Source organism: Finegoldia sp. BIOML-A4, assembly GCF_009679635.1.
In the GTDB taxonomy this organism is placed as follows: Bacteria; Bacillota; Clostridia; order Tissierellales; family Peptoniphilaceae; genus Finegoldia; species Finegoldia magna.
On record NZ_WKZC01000008.1, the window covers coordinates 23,255 to 40,004 of the forward strand.

The 16,750-nt window shown below is 32.1% G+C and carries 16 protein-coding genes; 12 read left to right on the top strand and 4 right to left on the bottom strand.

The window, feature by feature from the left end:
• Nucleotides 1–11 precede the first annotated feature (11 nt).
• The 5 genes from GKG01_RS06800 to lepB all read left to right on the top strand — a co-directional run bounded on the left by GKG01_RS06800 (nt 12) and on the right by lepB (nt 5,736).
• A complete protein-coding gene (locus GKG01_RS06800) occupies nt 12–785 on the top strand; it encodes an FAD binding domain-containing protein (RefSeq protein WP_102164384.1) in 774 nt (257 codons plus the stop codon).
• Nucleotides 782–1,243 carry a 2Fe-2S iron-sulfur cluster-binding protein gene (locus tag GKG01_RS06805; protein ID WP_102164385.1) on the top strand — a complete coding sequence of 154 codons (462 nt, stop codon included), beginning with the start codon at nt 782–784 and terminating at the stop codon, nt 1,241–1,243. Before GKG01_RS06800 ends, GKG01_RS06805 begins: the two co-directional genes overlap by 4 nt.
• The gene (locus tag GKG01_RS06810) at nt 1,230–3,503 is read left to right on the top strand and encodes a molybdopterin cofactor-binding domain-containing protein (protein WP_241684757.1); all 2,274 of its coding nucleotides are present in this window, start codon (nt 1,230–1,232) and stop codon (nt 3,501–3,503) included. The genes GKG01_RS06805 and GKG01_RS06810 overlap by 14 nt, the downstream gene beginning before the upstream one ends.
• A 314-nt stretch (nt 3,504–3,817) precedes the next feature.
• Nucleotides 3,818–5,104, top strand: coding sequence for a dicarboxylate/amino acid:cation symporter (locus tag GKG01_RS06815; RefSeq protein WP_154271911.1), 1,287 nt, complete (start codon nt 3,818–3,820; stop codon nt 5,102–5,104).
• A gap of 104 nt (nt 5,105–5,208) precedes the next feature.
• Nucleotides 5,209–5,736 (top strand): signal peptidase I, encoded by a 528-nt coding sequence (gene lepB, locus GKG01_RS06820; protein ID WP_002835354.1) that lies wholly within the window; start codon nt 5,209–5,211, stop codon nt 5,734–5,736.
• Between the two features lie 46 nt (nt 5,737–5,782).
• Here the strand turns inward: lepB and GKG01_RS06825 are convergent, their stop codons facing one another.
• Entirely contained in the window at nt 5,783–7,735 is a 1,953-nt protein-coding gene (locus GKG01_RS06825; protein ID WP_154271912.1) for a fructose-1,6-bisphosphatase, read from the bottom strand.
• Nucleotides 7,736–7,915: 180 nt separating this feature from the next.
• Here GKG01_RS06825 and GKG01_RS06830 point away from each other — a divergent pair, with 180 nt between their 5' ends.
• Nucleotides 7,916–9,253 carry an FAD-dependent oxidoreductase gene (locus GKG01_RS06830; RefSeq protein WP_154271913.1) on the top strand — a complete coding sequence of 446 codons (1,338 nt, stop codon included), beginning with the start codon at nt 7,916–7,918 and terminating at the stop codon, nt 9,251–9,253.
• A gap of 43 nt (nt 9,254–9,296) precedes the next feature.
• Here the strand turns inward: GKG01_RS06830 and GKG01_RS06835 are convergent, their stop codons facing one another.
• Entirely contained in the window at nt 9,297–10,073 is a 777-nt protein-coding gene (locus GKG01_RS06835) for a ZIP family metal transporter (RefSeq protein ID WP_094206949.1), read from the bottom strand.
• Between the two features lie 160 nt (nt 10,074–10,233).
• On the opposite strand from GKG01_RS06835, the gene dnaX reads away from it, so the two are divergent.
• From dnaX to GKG01_RS06860, 5 genes are all read left to right on the top strand, one after another.
• Nucleotides 10,234–11,850, top strand: coding sequence for a DNA polymerase III subunit gamma/tau (gene dnaX, locus GKG01_RS06840; protein ID WP_154271914.1), 1,617 nt, complete (start codon nt 10,234–10,236; stop codon nt 11,848–11,850).
• A gap of 8 nt (nt 11,851–11,858) precedes the next feature.
• Entirely contained in the window at nt 11,859–12,200 is a 342-nt protein-coding gene (locus GKG01_RS06845; protein WP_002838638.1) for a YbaB/EbfC family nucleoid-associated protein, read from the top strand.
• Between the two features lie 16 nt (nt 12,201–12,216).
• On the top strand, nt 12,217–12,825 hold the full coding sequence (gene recR, locus GKG01_RS06850) for a recombination mediator RecR (protein WP_094205457.1): 609 nt from the start codon (nt 12,217–12,219) through the stop codon (nt 12,823–12,825).
• Nucleotides 12,826–12,903: 78 nt separating this feature from the next.
• Nucleotides 12,904–13,596, top strand: coding sequence for an AzlC family ABC transporter permease (locus GKG01_RS06855; protein WP_110058348.1), 693 nt, complete (start codon nt 12,904–12,906; stop codon nt 13,594–13,596).
• Nucleotides 13,589–13,891: an AzlD domain-containing protein gene (locus GKG01_RS06860; RefSeq protein ID WP_002838595.1), complete on the top strand. Its 303-nt coding sequence runs from the start codon at nt 13,589–13,591 to the stop codon at nt 13,889–13,891. The genes GKG01_RS06855 and GKG01_RS06860 overlap by 8 nt, the downstream gene beginning before the upstream one ends.
• A gap of 48 nt (nt 13,892–13,939) precedes the next feature.
• On the opposite strand, the gene GKG01_RS06865 is transcribed toward GKG01_RS06860, so the two are convergent.
• Nucleotides 13,940–16,027: a molybdopterin-dependent oxidoreductase gene (locus GKG01_RS06865; protein WP_154271915.1), complete on the bottom strand. Its 2,088-nt coding sequence runs from the start codon at nt 16,025–16,027 to the stop codon at nt 13,940–13,942.
• A 14-nt stretch (nt 16,028–16,041) separates the two neighbouring features.
• Nucleotides 16,042–16,362, bottom strand: a complete 321-nt coding sequence (locus tag GKG01_RS06870; RefSeq protein ID WP_094206955.1) for a hypothetical protein — start codon at nt 16,360–16,362, stop codon at nt 16,042–16,044.
• A gap of 83 nt (nt 16,363–16,445) precedes the next feature.
• Between GKG01_RS06870 and GKG01_RS06875 the strand changes: the two genes are divergently transcribed.
• A complete protein-coding gene (locus GKG01_RS06875) occupies nt 16,446–16,682 on the top strand; it encodes a glutathione S-transferase N-terminal domain-containing protein (protein WP_035109230.1) in 237 nt (78 codons plus the stop codon).
• Nucleotides 16,683–16,750 lie beyond the last annotated feature (68 nt).

The following is a 16,750-nucleotide window of genomic DNA, read 5'->3' on the forward strand; positions in this document are numbered from 1 at the left end:
AAGGAGTGGTTATGTTTACATTAAGAGATTTCAAAAGTCCAGAAACATTGGATGAAGCTTATGAGTTATTGATGAAATCAAAAATGAATAAAATTTTGGGTGGATGTCATTTTCTTAAAGCAGGATGTCGTTCTTACAATGTTGGGATTGATTTGTCAAAATTGGATTTAAATTACATAAATGTTGAAGACGATGAAATAAAAATCGGAGCAACTACTACATACAGAGATTTGGAATACAATGATTTCTTAAAAAAATTTTGTGATGGAATTATTCCTAAATCTTTGAAAAGAATTGTGTCAACTCAACTAAGAAACACTGCCCAAGTTGGAGCAAGTGTGTTTTCAAGATATGCATTTTCTGATTTTTTGCCTATTTTATTATTACTAGATGCTAAGGTTAGATTGTACAATAATGGTGTAATGAGTGTTGAAGAATTTTTGAATTCTGATATAAAGAAGGACTTATTAGTTGAAGTCATGATTCCTAACAAAGATGTCCACTGCACTCAAATTGTTCAAAGACTTTGCTGTAAGGATTTTCCAATTGCTATTGTAAGTATTTCTAAAATCGATGATAAATACAAGGTGGTATTTGGAGCGAGACCTCAAAAAGCAATGATTATGAAAGATGTTTCTGATGAGATTAATGCTAATGGTTTTGATAGGGAAAAGACATTGGAATTAATTGATGAGTATATAGGGTCAAATAATAAAGCGAAGAAAAAATACAGAAAACTTTTATTTGTTGGATTATTGGAAAAAGCGTTAGGTGAATTGCAATGATTATAGAATTAAATGTTAATAATAAAAACCATATAGCTAGTGTTGATAGCGATACTACTTTATACAATGTGCTTCGCGATTTGGGTTATAAATCGGTGAAGTGTGGTTGTACAACATCAAATTGTGGTCTTTGTACTGTGTGGATGGACGATGTTCCAGTACTTTCTTGTTCTGTTTTGGCATTAAGATGTGAAGGAAAAAAGATTACAACTTTGGAAGGAATATCTGATAGCCAAAGAAAATTCGGAGAACTTTTGACTGAAGAAGGTGGGGAACAATGCGGTTTTTGTTCACCGGGGTTCATTATGAATGTTTTGAGTTTGAAGAAAACTATCAAAAATCCTACAGATGAAGAAATCGAAGATTATTTGATGGGTAATTTATGCAGATGTACAGGTTATGCTTCTCAAATGAGAGCTATTAAGAAATATTTGGAGATTGATGATGAAGATAAATAAAGATTTCAAAAAAATAGATTCAAGCTCATTAGTTACTGGAAAACCTGTCTATACAGAGGATTTGAAAGATCCTAATGCGCTGATAATTAAGCTGATGAGAAGTCCGTATGCAAGATGCGAAATATTAGAAATAGACAAATCAAGAGCAGAAGCGATGGATGGAATTGTGGCAGTGTACACTTATGAAGATGTTTTCGACAATAAATTCACTTTGGCAGGACAATCTTATCCAGAACCTAGCCCTTATGATATGTCGATTTTGTCAAAAGAAATTAGATATATGAGAGAGCCTGTAGCAATCGTAGTTGGAGTTAACGAAAAAGTGTGTAATCAGGCTATGAAGAGAATTAAAATCAAGTACGATGTTAAAGAACCATTACTTGATTACACAAAAGCTATCGACAACGAAATTGTTGTACATGAAGAAGATGTATTTTTTAATGGGCCAACGAAAGTTTTTGGTTACGATACAAAAAGAAATCTAGTTGGTGAAAAGAAAGAATCTTGGGGCGAAGATGTCGACAAGGTAATGAGTGAATGTGATGTCGTATTGGAGGATACTTTTACAACAAAGGCACAAGCGCATTGTATGATGGAAACTTACAGATCGTATTGCTACATGGATCAATTCGATAGATTGTGTTGCATTTCATCTACACAAGTTCCATTTCACATCAAAAGACAATTATCCGTTGCTTTGGGAATAAGTGATTCAAGAATAAGAATTATAAAACCAAGAGTAGGCGGGGGATTCGGTGGAAAACAAACAAGTGTCACAGAAATTTATCCAGGATTTGTAACTTTAAAAACAGGAAAACCATCGATACTTGTATTTGACAGAGAAGAAACTTTTGAAGCTTCAAACTCACGTCACCAAATGAAAGTGAAAGTTAAAATAGGTGCCAAAAAAGACGGTACGATTGAAGCGTGTGACATTTATGCGTTATCCGATCAAGGCGCTTATGGGTATCACGCATTTACCACTTTGAACTTGGTTGGAAACAAAACACTTCCATTGTACAGTAGAATGAGGGCTGCTAGATTTTTCGGACAAGTTGTATATACAAATAAACTTCCTGGTGGAGCATTTCGTGGTTATGGTGCAGTTCAAGGTACATTTGCATTAGAATCTATGGTAAACAAATTAGCCAAAGAATTAAATATGGATCCAGTTGAACTAAGACTTAAAAACACTGTTCGTGAAGGAGAAAAAACTCTGGCTTACGGAATAGATGTCAAAAGTTGCAAATTAAATGAATGCATTGAAAAGGCAAGAGAAATGATTGAATGGGATAAATATTATCCTTTCAAAGAAGAAAAAGACAAAATAATTTCAGTTGGAATGGCTATTGCACAACAAGGAAGTGGAATTCAAAACGTTGATACTTCAACAGTTGAAGTTAGATTAAATGAACAAGGTGATTATACATTGTTGATGAGTCCTACAGATGTTGGACAAGGAACTGATTCAATCATGGTGAATTTGGCAAATGAAGTGTTGCAATGCGGAATGGACAATATTATTCCAATAATTGCAGACACTGATATAACTCCATTTGATCCAGGAAGTTACGCATCAAGTGGTGTGTATATAACAGGAAGTGCAGTTGTACGTGCGTGTGAAAATTTATTAAACAAAATCAAAAAGCGTGTTGCTATGAGATTTGAAACATCTGTTGAATGGTTAGAAATCAGAGATCAAGCAGTTTATTTGCAAAATAAGAAATTAATTGCAATCAAAGATTTGGCTAGAGATTTATCAACTGGACCAAACGGTATGCAATTAATTGGCGTAGGAAACTTCGATTCAAAAACATCACCACCACCATATATGGCGGGATTTGCAAAAATAAGTATCGATAAATTAACAGGAGAAATCAAAGTAGAAGATTACGCAGCGGTTGTCGATTGCGGAACTGTTATGAATACAAAATTAGCGACGGTTCAAGTCGAAGGCGGAATTGGTCAATCGATAGGATATGCTTTGTATGAAGATTCATTGTGGGATGATGAAGGAAGATTAAAAGAACATTCATTTATTTCGTATAATTTACCTTCAAGAAAAGATATCGGAAATATTCACGTTGATTTTTGTGAAAGTTATGAGCCTACAGGTCCATTTGGTGCAAAATCAATTGGAGAAATAGTTTCGAACACACCCGCACCAGCCATTAATGGAGCAATATTAAATGCACTTGGATGCACATTTGATACTCTTCCGATAAAAGCTGAAGATGTTTTATTAAAAATGTATGAATAGATTTTAAGTCAGAGGTTAATAGCCTCTGATTTTTTATTGAAAATATTTCAAAAATTAAATCATTCATATATATAACAGTGGTAGATAAAATAAGCATTATTTTCACAAAATATCAAACGATTTTCATTAGTAGTATTAGGGATATGTACTTTCTCATATAAAAATTTTTTCGTAAAAAAATCGTAAGAAAAATCAAAATTACTGAATAATGTGCAGAATTAAGTAAATAAAATTTGCAAAATTTAAAATTAAATTTGAAAATTGTACTCAATATACTATAATATATAACTATAAAATAAAAAAGGGGTGTTTACATGAAATTTGTAGCATTAGCAGTTAATTTAGTATTGTTTGCTTTATTGATGTTCATGGCTAAGAAGAAAATGAACTTCGGAACAAGAACAATTGTAGCTGCAATTCTAGGTATTATAGTAGGATTTATTTTTAAAGGAAACACAGAATATGTAAAAGTATTTGGATCTATCTATGCTAATTTATTATTTGCAATTGTAATTCCATTATTGTTTACATCAATTGTTAGTACTGTAGTTTCTTTGGAAAGTATAGAAAAAATGAAAAAAATCGGATCAAAAACAATTGGAATTTTAAGTTTACACAATGTTTTAGGGTCACTTATAGGTTTGATTTTAGGGGTAGCATTTAAAATTGGACAAGGAAGTTCGTTAACTTTGGCTGCAGGTGCGAAAGCCAAGGAAGTTCCAACTTTTGCAGAAACTTTTGTAAATTTCTTCCCAGATAATGTTTTGGGAAATGCAGCAGAAGCAAAAGTTGTACCTATAATTATTTTCTCTGTCCTTTTAGGATTAGCGATTTTACAATTAGAAGAAAGAGGAGAAGGAGAAAAGGCAAAACCATTTTTAAGTTTTATCGACTCAGCTGCAGCAGTTATTTTTAGATTTACAGGAATGATTATAGACTTCACTCCATATGCTGTATTAGCTTTGATGGCGAACGCTGTTAGTAGGACAGATATGGCTAGCATGATGCCTTTGATTGTTGTGCTGATATTGACTTATGTTGCATCAATTTTTCACTCATATATAACAACTGGTGCACTTTTAGCGATTTTTGCAAAGGTAAATCCTATCAAATTTTTCAAAAAATTCTGGCCAGTTCAATTGATTGCATTCTCTACACAATCTTCTGTAGGATGTATTCCAGCGAATACTGATAACTTAAAAGATAAATTAGGTGTTTCTGAAAAGATAGCAACATTTGTTGCATCAACCGGTTCAACTGTTGGTATGCCAGGTTGTGCAGGATTTTGGCCTGTGTTATCTGCGATTTTGACAATTAATGTTATGGGAATTCACTACTCATTCGGACAATACGTAATGCTAATATTAGTAGCGTTGGCAGTATCATTGGGTACAGTTGGAGTTCCAGGAACTGCAACAATTACTACTACAGCAGTATTCGCAGCAATGGGTCTTCCTGTTGAAATGGTTGTATTGATGAGCCCTATATCAATGCTTGCAGATATGGGTAGAACTGCTACAAATGTTACCGCAGCAGGTTCTTCAGCAGTTATAGTTGCAGCAAGCGAGGGAGAATTAGACAGAGAAGTTTTTAATTCATAATTTTTACAAATAATTTATAATACGATAATAAATTAGCAACCTTTACACATTTACTGATTAGTATTATAATCAAATTAGTAAATATTAGAAAGGGAATTGTAAATATGACAGAAAAAGCAAAATCTTTTTTTGAGTGGTTATTTGTAATAGGAATTGCCATTGTGTTGGCATTATTGCTTAGAAATTTTGTAATTAGTACAACTCATGTTGAAGGAAATAGCATGAATCCTACAATTGAGAATGGAGATCGAATTTTCGTCAACAGAATGGGGATTTTTAAGAACAAATTAAAACGAGGTAATATTATAGAACTTCACGCACCGGATAAATCTGGTCGTGACTATATCAAAAGAATTGTAGCATTACCAGGAGATACTGTTGAATTAAAAAACAATAAAGTATACGTTAATAATGAACAATTGAATGAAAATTATACAAGTAGTCAAACGACTCTTGTTTCAGGAAATGAAACAAAATGGGAATTAGGAGAAGATGAGTATTTTGTATTGGGGGATAACAGACTCCCTCGAGAATCAAACGATAGCAGAATATTCGGACCGATAAAGAAAAAGGCGATAGTTGGTAGAGCTTTTTTGAGATATTTTCCATTTAATAAATTCGGTGTATTATAAGAAAAACTAATCTTGGATTTTCCAAGATTAGTTTTTTCAATTGGTATTAGTTTGAATTTTGCTGAATTGTACCACTTCTGTACGCTTCAATTAAACTTTCCAAATCTTCGATAAGTTCTAGGATTTCTTCTCCTTCGTCTGTATCTTTTATGAGCATTCTTTTTGGAAATTCTTCTGTTATTGTAACTTCTGGAGTGTATGCGCCGTGAACTGATTCCATAACTTTGAAATTCTTGTGTTTTGCTATTGCTAAGTGATGCGAGTTAAATGTCAACGTATAGCCGGCAATACCTGTTTTCTTTTGGTAAGCTTCTGAAATTCCGCCATCTATTACATAAGTTTTTCCATTAGCTGATACTGGTTTTTCTCCATTGATGCTTTTAACAGGAACGTGTCCGTTAATTATATGAGATGTTTCGGGATTCATATTGAATTCTTCAAATATTTTGTCGGCATATTTTTCCATCTTACTTAAATTAAAATAAGGATTACTTACTTCCTTTCTAACATCTTTGTCAGTAATGAAGAAGTTTTCAAATGTTGATATTTTACTTTTTCCAAACATAGGAGATTTTGGGCCACACCACATATACCAGAAAAAGTCCAACGCTGTTTGTCTGTCTGGGTCATTATCATCCATGTTTTTCGCTGAATTTATAATTCCTTCGAAGAAATCCAAAAGTGATTTACCACTGTACGTATTGGATTGATATGTGAATTCTTCGAAACTACCGTCCTTATTCATAGGGATACATCCATGGAAAAGCAAATTGCTGTTTGCGATTTTGTACACTGAACCGTACGAGAACAAAAAATCCATATGCTCTTTTAATCTGTGACTTGTTCTGAATGATTTTGAAATGCATTCGATAACTTCTTGTTCACTTGGTGTTAATTCGAGAGGATTTTCAGGATCAATTGTAGGGAATTTAATATCCAAGAGCGCATGAGGCTTGCCATTTGCATCTTTGTAAATTCCATTTTTAAAATCAATTCTTTCAAGATATAATCTGTCTAATTGTTCAAATTCTGGATTTCTCTTAAAAAGTTGGTTTTCTAATTTGAATTGAATTACAGAAATTGCCTTGTGCATTCTTGCTGCGTGAAGCAAGTCAGTTTCTGAGTGTTTGTTATCATCTAAGATTCTAACTTTGAATCTTTCACATGGATCATCGTAATATGATTCATCTGCCAATGTCGACAATAATCTCAAATTAATTCCGTAACCATCTTCCAAAGATTGAAAATTATTGTAACTTATTGCATTTCTAACTACGTTACACGCATTCACATAACTACCAAGATACGCTCCAATCCATGTAACATCGTGGTTACCGTATTGAATATCCACATCTTTTTTAGCAATAAGAGTATCCATAATAATGTCCGGCCTTTTTCCTCTGTCAAAAATATCACCGACGATGTGCAGCCAGTCGATATTCAAATCTTGAATTAATTCACACAAAGTTATTATAAAATCTTCACTAACTTCTATTTTAATGATGCTATCTAAAAGTTGATTAAAATATTCTTTTTTATTCAAAGATTCGTATTGAATGTTGAGCATTTCATCTATCAAATCTCTGTAGTAAAAGGGAGTTTGATTTCTGACTTTTTGTCTAGAATATTTACTGGCAACCCTTTTTGCTATTCTTATCAGATAAAAAATAGTATCTCTAATCCATGTTTCTGTATATTCATCGTTTTCCTTTGTAATATTGATTATTGTTTTAGGATCGTAAATTAAATTGGCCAACTGATTTTTTCTTGATTCAGATAATTTGTCTTTGAATTCAAGGTCAATTTTAATTCTGGTATTACCAGAAGCACTCTTAATAATTCTATTGAAACTATCGTATTGTCCATGTAAATCAGATAAAAAGTACTCTGTACCTTTTGGCAACACAGACAAAGAAGTCAAACTTATTATTTTGTTAGCAGCCTGTTCAATCGTAGGAAATTCTTTTGCAAGTAATTTCAAGTATTTTAAATTGTTCAATTTTCTACCTCCATAATACTATTATATATGAACTTTGGAAAAAAGAAATAGTTTGCCTATTGAAAAATGATTACAAATTTGATATAATTATAAGCGTAAAGATTTGTTAAATAACAAACAAATATTTTTTTACTTATTAATCCTACAATATTAGTAGGAAATAAAAAAGGAGGAAACATAATGAGTAAAATAGTTTTAATTGGAGCTAATCATGCAGGTACAGCTTGTGCGAACACAATATTGGATAACTACAAAGATGAAGAATTAGTAATTTTTGATCAAAATTCCAATATTTCTTTCTTAGGTTGTGGAATGGCATTGTGGATTGGAAAACAAATTAAAGGTCCAGAAAAATTATTTTATTGTAGCAAAGAAGTTTTCGAACAAAAAGGTGCTACGGTTCACATGGAAACAAAAGTAGACAACATTGACTACGACAAAAAAATTGTTTATGCAAAGGACAAAGACGGAAAAGAAATTCAAGAATCTTACGACAAATTGGTGTTAGCTACAGGATCTCAACCAATTTTACCAGACATAGAAGGAATTGATTTGGAAAATGTTCAAAAAGTTAAAATTTTCCAAGATGCACAATCAGTCATTGACAAGATAAATCACGAAGAAATCAAAAAAGTTGTAGTGGTAGGAGCTGGCTACATAGGTACTGAACTTGCAGAAGCTTTCAAGAGATTAGGAAAAGAATCTACATTGGTTGAACACGGAGATACAGTGTTAAGAGGTTATTACGATGATAAATTCTGCAAAAAAATGGAAGATAATCTAAGAGATCACGGCGTTAATTTAGTATTTAATGAAGAAGTTGTAAAACTAGAAGGAACTGATGGAAAAGTAAATAAGGTTATAACTGATAAAGGTGAATACGATTGTGACATGGTAATAATGTCAATTGGTTTCAAACCAAACAGTTCACTTGCACAAGATCATTTGAAATTAAACGATAAAAAAGCAATAATCACTGACAAACATCAACAAACTTCTGATGAAAATGTATTTGCAGTTGGAGATTCAACAGTTATTTTCAACAACGCAACAGGAAAATTTGAATACGTTGCATTAGCTACAAACGCTGTAAGAAGTGGTATAGTAGCTGGTCACAATGTTTGTGGAACAAAATTAGAATCAAACGGTGTGCAAGGTTCAAACGGAATTAAGATTTACAATTTGTGCATGGTATCAACAGGTTTGACAGTTAGAAATGCTGAAAAATTGGGAATGGAAGTTGAATACACTGATTTCACAGATTTACAAAAGCCACCATTTATGGAAGAAAATAACAAAGAAGTTACTATCAGAATTGTTTACGACAAAAATTCACGCGAAATCAAAGGATGTCAAATAATGAGTGAATATGATATTTCAATGATGATTCACATGTTCAGCTTGGCAATTCAAGAACACGTTACAATCGACAAACTAGCTCTAACTGATATATTCTTCTTGCCACATTACAACCAACCATACAACTATGTAACTATGGCAGCTATTCAAGCGTTATAATAAAAAATTTAGCGACTACTTTAATTAGTAGCCGCTTTTTTATTTAGCCAAGAGCAACATCCAAAATCATCATTATAATAAATCCAATTACAATTCCATAAGTTGCTTGGCGTTCATAGCCGTTGCTGTGAGTTTCAGGAATGATTTCGTCGCTAATTACAAAAAGCATTGCGCCTCCGGCAAAAGCCAAAATAAATCCTAGAATAGGTGAGAACCAAGTTACAAGTCCGTAACCCAAAAACGCACCGATTGGTTCTACTAATCCTGTAAATAATGCAATTAAGAATGCTTTTTTGACTGTGTAATTTTCTCTAACCAAAGACAAAGCTACAGCCAAACCTTCAGGCATATTTTGTAAACCAATTCCTATTGCGATTGGAAGACCATTTGCCACTGAATCTCCACCAAAGCCAACTCCAGTTGCCATACCTTCTGGGAAATTGTGAATTGTAATCGCAATTACAAACAACCATATTTTTTTCAAAGAATCTGAAGGATTTCCTTCAACTCTTTTGTCTAATAAATGCTCATGCGGAGAGTATTTGTCGATTATATCCAAAAACACAGCTCCCGCTAAAATTCCTAGTGAAGAGATTATAACCCCTCTAAAGCCTCCACCGTTTTCTTCAATACTAGGTAAAATCAGAGAAAAACAAGTTGCAGAAAGCATGACACCTGCAGCTGCCCCTAAAAATACATCTAACTTACCTTGACTTACATTTCTTGTGAAAAAAACAGGGATTGCTCCTACTCCGGTTAGAAGACCAGGAACTATTAACCCTAACATTGTCAATAAAAATGGGTCAATATTTTTCATCATTAAATCCCCCTTCAAAAATTTTAAAAATAAAATTTCTAATACTATTTTACTATGAATTCAAGAAATATCAAATATGATATAATATTAAAAGATTTAGGATATTTTTGAATGAAAAATTTCAAAAAATTACTCGTAGTTTGAAAAATGAAACGAGGTATTTATGCAAGCTATTTACAGAAAATATAGACCAGATACTTTTGATAAAGTTTACGGTCAAAAACATATAACTGATATTTTAAAAAATCAAATCGAAACGAAAAATATTTCTCACGCGTATATTTTTTCTGGTTCAAGAGGAACAGGTAAAACTAGTTGTGCGAAAATCTTTGCAAGAGCTATCAACTGTTTGAATTTACAAGATGGAAATCCTTGCAATAAATGTGAGAATTGTATGAGTTCTTTGGAAGAATCCACATTAGATATCGTAGAAATGGATGCTGCTAGTAACAGAAGAATTGACGATATTAGAGAACTGCGAGATAAAGTAATTTATCCACCTACAAAATTAAAGTACAAAGTTTATATTATAGACGAAGCACACATGATTACTAATGAAGGATTTAACGCTTTACTTAAAATCATGGAAGAGCCACCAAAACATTTGGTGTTCATATTAGCTACGACAGAAATCGATAAAATTCCTCAAACAATTTTATCAAGATGTCAACGCTATGAGTTCAAGATGATTAATGCTAAGGATATTTCAGACAATATCAAATATATTCTGAATGATTTGAACAGAAAAATGGACGACGATGCGATAGAACTCATTGCAAACAAAGCTGATGGTGCAATGAGAGATGCATTATCTATTTTAGATCAAGTCTTAAGCATTGAAAAAGAAAATATAACAAAACAAGATATAAATGATATACTTGGTATTGTCGACAATACAGGAATTTTCAAGCTTGTAAATAGTATCATAAAAAAAGATGCAACAGAAGTTTTGGATAATTTGTATACAATATCACACAACAAGCCTGTAGAAAATGTTATGGATGAATTGTTAAATCATTTTAGAAACTTGTTGCTATCAAAAAATGGCCTTGACAATATCAGACAGAACAACACTCAATACAATGTTGAGTATAATGCGCAATCTGAATTGATTACGAATAGGCAAATAGTCGAAAGTATGTCGATTATAATAGAGCATCAGAAAAAACTTAAACAGGCAGACAATCAAAAAGCTCTGCTTGAAATTTTGGTAATGCGCCTAATAGATTACATTGATTACGATGATTTGATTGCCAGAGTGAATACTTTGGAAGATAAGCTCAAAAATATTGAACAAAATGGGATAAAAATCAATTCTTCACAAAAATTAGTCGAATTTGATGAAAAAATCGATAAAAACATAGAAATTTCACAAAAATCTTCAGAAAAAGTAGAAAAATCAGATGAATTATCCAATAAAAATGATATAATAAAGACTGATGAAAAAATCGACGACACGGATGAAGACGAAATTGTCGAAAATGAGGATTCATTTGTAAAACTAAGAGAAGTTTTAAGAGACTTCGACAAAATTCCAAAAGAACTAGCTAATGATATTAAAGCTAGTTTGGATAATGATAAGTTGATTTTGAAAACTAACCAGTTGTATATGTACACTTTGCTTCCTCACAAAAAAGTTATCGAACAATTACTAAAACCTCATTACGATTTCAAGGTTTTAGATTTACAAATTGATGATGAAGCAGAGAAAAAAGCAAATGAAAATGTTAAAAAATTACAAAATTTGTTTGGAAATAATTTCCAAATAATCGAAAAATAGGAGGAATTATGGGAAATAAATTTAGAGGCGGAATGCCTGGTATGGGAAACATGGGTAACATGATGAAACAAATGCAAAAAATGCAAAGACAAATGGAAGAAACTCAAAAAAGATTAGAAGAAACTGAAGTTACTGCAACTAGTGGTGGCGGAGCTATTGAAGTTGTAGCAAACGGAAAAAAAGAAATAGTTTCTATTAAAATAGATGAAGATTTGGTAAAAGATGGCGATGTTGAAATGCTTCAAGATATGGTTATGGTAGCTGTTAATGACGCTATCAAAAAAGTATTGGACATGAGTGAGTCTGAACTTGGTAAAATCACTGGAGGAATTAATATTCCAGGATTCTAAATAAGGGGGGATAATTTTGTCACTATACCCTAAAGCAATGGACGAATTGATTAAAAACTTGTCTAATTTGCCAACTATTGGCAGAAAAAGTGCGAAAAGATTAGCTTATAGAATTATAGATATGGATCCGAAGAAAGTCGATGAGCTTGTAGAAAGTATTGTAAATGTGAAGACTAATATTAGACCATGTGCTAATTGTGGAAATCTTACTGATAAAAAATTGTGTGATATTTGTTCCGATCAAAAAAGAGATAACAGTGTCATAACTGTAGTTGAAGATTCAATGAATGTAATATCAATTGAAAAAACTGGCGAATACAATGGGAAATATCACGTATTAGGAGGATTATTATCTCCAAGAGATAATATTGCTCCGCAGGATTTGAATTTGGAAAATTTGTTTTTGAGATGTAAAAAAGATTATGTAAAGGAAGTTATCCTAGCATTATCACCAACAACTAACGGAGATTTGACAACTAACTTCATAATAGAGGTTCTTAAAAATGAAGAATATAACGTAAAAGTTTCTAGAATTGCGATGGGAGTACCATTGGGAGCTAATTTGGAATATTATGACGAAATGAGCTTGTACAAAGCTATTTTGGATAGAAGAGAAATAAAATAATCATAATCTGCAATTCTTGTAGATTATGATTTCTTACGTTTAAATGTTTGTAATAAAAATGGAATGGAGGAAAATTTAATGGATTCAAATAGAATTAAAGAAGCAATCAAATTTTCGTCTCCAATTATGTTGGGATATATTCCTATAGCGATGGCTTTTGGTTTGTTGTGCAAAGGTCAAAACATTAGCATGTTGGATTCGACTTTGTTTTCTTTTGTTTTCTATTCTGGAGCAGCACAATTCATGGCAGTTGAATTATTGGGTGCTGGAGTAGGTATGTTTTCCATCGTGTTGTCGGTATTTTTATTAAATTTGAGATTGTTCATAATGTCGACATCTTTGGGAATTCATACACAAAAAATAAATCCGAAAGCACTTCCTGTAATAGGATTTATGTTGACAGATGAAGCATTTTCGGTAATGAGTTTTAATAAAGAAAAGCTCAACACAGAATTTGCGTTGGCCGTAGAATTAGGACCTTATTTGGCTTGGGGAATATTTACGCCAGTTGGATATTTGATAGGACAATTAATGCCAAAATCAGTCCAAACATCATTAGAAGTAGGACTTACTGCGATGTTTATCGCACTTGTAGTACCATCTATTAAGAAAAGTTCCAATGGTTTGGTAGTTAGTTTGATAGGCGTTGTAACTTATGCAATTATTTTTTATTTGAAATTTATACCATCTGGATGGGATATAATCTTAGCAATTTTATTATCATCATACATCGGGTTGAAAGTAATTATGAAAAGAGGTCAAAATGTATAATATAATTTTAATTTTATTATGTAGCTTAGTTACAGCTGTTCCTAAGATAATACCTCTTAAATATTTAAAAGGAAAACAACTTTCTAGACAAACCGCTGAATTTTTAAACATAATACCATATACATCATTAAGTATTATGGTTATAAGAGGAATTCTGACAGCTTCAAGTGAAATGTTAATTCCTACAATTGTAGCTTCAATCGTAGCGATTATTATAGCTTATTTGAAAGAAAATGTTGGTCTAACAATTATATTAGCAGTTCTAACAGCATTTGTTTGTTTGAAATTTTTCTAAAAAAATACCTTCTGTAGCTCAAATTCGAGCCGCAGAAGGTTTTTGTTTTTATTTTACTTTTCTTATATTGCAATGTTGTCTTTTGAAAACTGGGAATCCCGAAATTGGATCAAAGATTTCGTTGTCGATTAACATATTAATATTCGCATCTTTCCATTTGTCATCTTGAATAAATGAACCACCGCCGACATTTATTTCCAAATCGTGACGATTTGACATATTATTAGTAACTGCTTGGAGGATTACACTTGCTCTATCGTTGTAGACTTCAACTAAATCCTTATTTTCAATTCCCAATTCTTTCGCATCATCTTCATTCATTATAACTTGTGGATATTCTTGGTGTTTCAATAATCCATCGATGTTTAAGTGTTGTGTTCTAAATGTCGTATGAATTCTTGCGCCTGTGTTCATAGTAAATGGATATTTGGATAATTTATCTGATTTTTCTTGCTCATTTTCAAATCCGTCTTCATAAACAGGAATAGGTGAAAATCCATACTTTTCTAAAAGTTTTGAGTGGATTTCGATTTTCCCGGTTTCTGTATTAAATGAATCGTATTTTTCATAAGACACTTCAGGTTTTTTGTCGAAATGATATACACCATTTTCCTTCAATTCTTTTAAAATTTCTGGTGTGTGATAAAAAGATTTATCTAATAATTCATCGAAATTTTCTGGATAATATTCACCAAATCCTAATGCATCTGCAATTTTTTTCAAAATAAAAATATTTGGAAGAGAATTGCCCAAAGGTTCGACTAATTTTTCTGTGATTTCGATGTGGTCGGGATATATTGCGTAGCGGTCTTCTTCGTAATAAGTTGTAGCAGGGAGGATGACATCTGCAAAGTATGCATCTTCAGTCATAAATCTGTCGCAAGTTACGAAGAAATCCAAACTTTTTAACGCTTCTCTATAAAGTTGACTGTTAGGATAATTTACAGACATACATGAGCCCAAATTAATTAGACCTTTTATTGGATAAGGATCGGATTCTAATATTGCTTGTGGAAGTTTCGTAAATTGTGGTTGACCGATTAATTTATCAAAAAGAGGGAATTCTTTTGAACCGATTTTTTCGATATTTTGTGCGTTGTTTGGTGGGTTTTGTACCCTCTTAATTGGCTTGTTCTTATTAATCAAAAGTCCGCCCTTGACATCTAAGTTTCCCAATAAGCTCCATAAAATATACATTGAACGTATTGTTTGAACTCCGCAATGTGAATATTCGAGTCCTGTGTATGATTTAAGAGCAACTGTGTTGTCAAAGAGTAAGTTTGCCAACTCTTTTATCTTATCAACTTCAAGTCCTGTGATTTCTGATGTTTTTTCCAAATCAAATTGTTTAAAATATTCTTTGAATTCATCGTATCCGTAAGTGTGTTTTTCGATAAAATCTTGGTCGAGTTTATCTTTTAAGTAATTTAGTATTCCGAGGATTAGTACCATATCAGTTCCGCTATTGACGATGTATTTGTAATCAGCATATTCGATAATATCTGAATTATAATGGTCAACGGCTATGATTTTCATTCCTTCATTTTTTCTTTTTACCATATTATTGTAGAAAAATGGAGGGGAATCTGTTTTAGGATTGGCACCCCACACACAAAGCATTTCAGTGTTTTGCAAATCGCAAACTAGATTTGGTGCACTTAATCCAAAAACTGTTTGAGGAGCAAATATGCCAAACGATACAAAACATAATGAGCCAACTGATCCGTTGTTCGGACTTCCAATTGGAGACAAAAATCCTCCGTTATCACTGTTAGGCATTTGAATTGAAATAAAATCGTTCGTAGTTGTATCAAATGCACCTCTACCAAAATGGCTTGCAATTGATTTTGCGCCATATTGTTCGATTATTTTAGAACATTTTTCTTTAATAAGTTCCATCGCTTCATCCCATGAAGCTTTTTTGAATTCTAGTGTTCCCTTCTCACCAGTTCTGATCAAAGGATCAGTCAATCTGTCTTCTGAGTTTAATATTTCGTCTGAATACAATCCTCTTAAACAAAGAGCGGAAGGTTTTTCATCTGATTTTTTGATGGATTTTATCCTTCTAGCGTCCATGTCGCATTCTACATGGCATTGACCTGGACAAATTCCACAAATAGTTTTAATTTTTCCCATTGCATCTCCTATTATTATTTAAAATTTTTTATTTCGAAAATATAATACACGCATTCTTCATATGGGTGAATATTTTCGATAATTTGTATACATTTTTTGATATTATTTTCTGTTGTGCGAAATTCTAATTTGATTTCGTCAACTTGGTTGATAATATTTTTTTCGCCAGAAAAATTATTTGCTAAATCATTGGGCATAAAATGACCTTTTACTTTCGATGTTGTATAACAATAATCGTAATTTCCTATGGTTATAATTTTCTCATCGCCTAGTTTTCTTATTAACAAATCTATGTAGTCTTCTGGTATGTACACATCTACTTTATAAGTTATCATAAAAACTCCTTTTGTTCATGTTTATATATTTTTCGTTCGGGTATATATATTTTATCAAAGAATTTAACGAAAAGGAGATTATTATGGATTTAAAATTGTATTACAAAGAAACTTGCCCATTCTGCAAGAAAGTTTTAAGATTTATAGAAAAAAAAGGAATTAAGGATGTTGAATTAGTAGACATCAAAGCTGACGAAGCTAATGAAAAATACCTTATTGAAAAAGGTGGACAAGACCAAGTACCTTGTCTTTTTATTGATGGCAAACCAATGTATGAATCAATGGATATTATAAAATTCTTGGATGAAAAATTCCAATAAAATTTTGAACAATAGAAATTTTGCTCTCACATTTGTGGGAGCTTTTTGTTTGTCAAAATCAAAAATTA

Coding starts and splice junctions, on each gene's coding strand:
- GKG01_RS06800 (WP_102164384.1), top strand. CDS start 12: ATGTTTACATTAAGAGATTTCAAAAGTCCAGAAACATTGGATGAAGCT.
- GKG01_RS06810 (WP_241684757.1), top strand. CDS start 1,230: ATGAAGATAAATAAAGATTTCAAAAAAATAGATTCAAGCTCATTAGTT.
- GKG01_RS06865 (WP_154271915.1), bottom strand. CDS start 16,027: ATGGGAAAAATTAAAACTATTTGTGGAATTTGTCCAGGTCAATGCCAT.
- lepB (WP_002835354.1), top strand. CDS start 5,209: ATGACAGAAAAAGCAAAATCTTTTTTTGAGTGGTTATTTGTAATAGGA.
- GKG01_RS06815 (WP_154271911.1), top strand. CDS start 3,818: ATGAAATTTGTAGCATTAGCAGTTAATTTAGTATTGTTTGCTTTATTG.
- GKG01_RS06835 (WP_094206949.1), bottom strand. CDS start 10,073: ATGATGAAAAATATTGACCCATTTTTATTGACAATGTTAGGGTTAATA.
- GKG01_RS06855 (WP_110058348.1), top strand. CDS start 12,904: ATGGATTCAAATAGAATTAAAGAAGCAATCAAATTTTCGTCTCCAATT.
- GKG01_RS06860 (WP_002838595.1), top strand. CDS start 13,589: ATGTATAATATAATTTTAATTTTATTATGTAGCTTAGTTACAGCTGTT.
- GKG01_RS06870 (WP_094206955.1), bottom strand. CDS start 16,362: ATGATAACTTATAAAGTAGATGTGTACATACCAGAAGACTACATAGAT.
- GKG01_RS06830 (WP_154271913.1), top strand. CDS start 7,916: ATGAGTAAAATAGTTTTAATTGGAGCTAATCATGCAGGTACAGCTTGT.
- GKG01_RS06875 (WP_035109230.1), top strand. CDS start 16,446: ATGGATTTAAAATTGTATTACAAAGAAACTTGCCCATTCTGCAAGAAA.
- GKG01_RS06805 (WP_102164385.1), top strand. CDS start 782: ATGATTATAGAATTAAATGTTAATAATAAAAACCATATAGCTAGTGTT.
- dnaX (WP_154271914.1), top strand. CDS start 10,234: ATGCAAGCTATTTACAGAAAATATAGACCAGATACTTTTGATAAAGTT.
- GKG01_RS06845 (WP_002838638.1), top strand. CDS start 11,859: ATGGGAAATAAATTTAGAGGCGGAATGCCTGGTATGGGAAACATGGGT.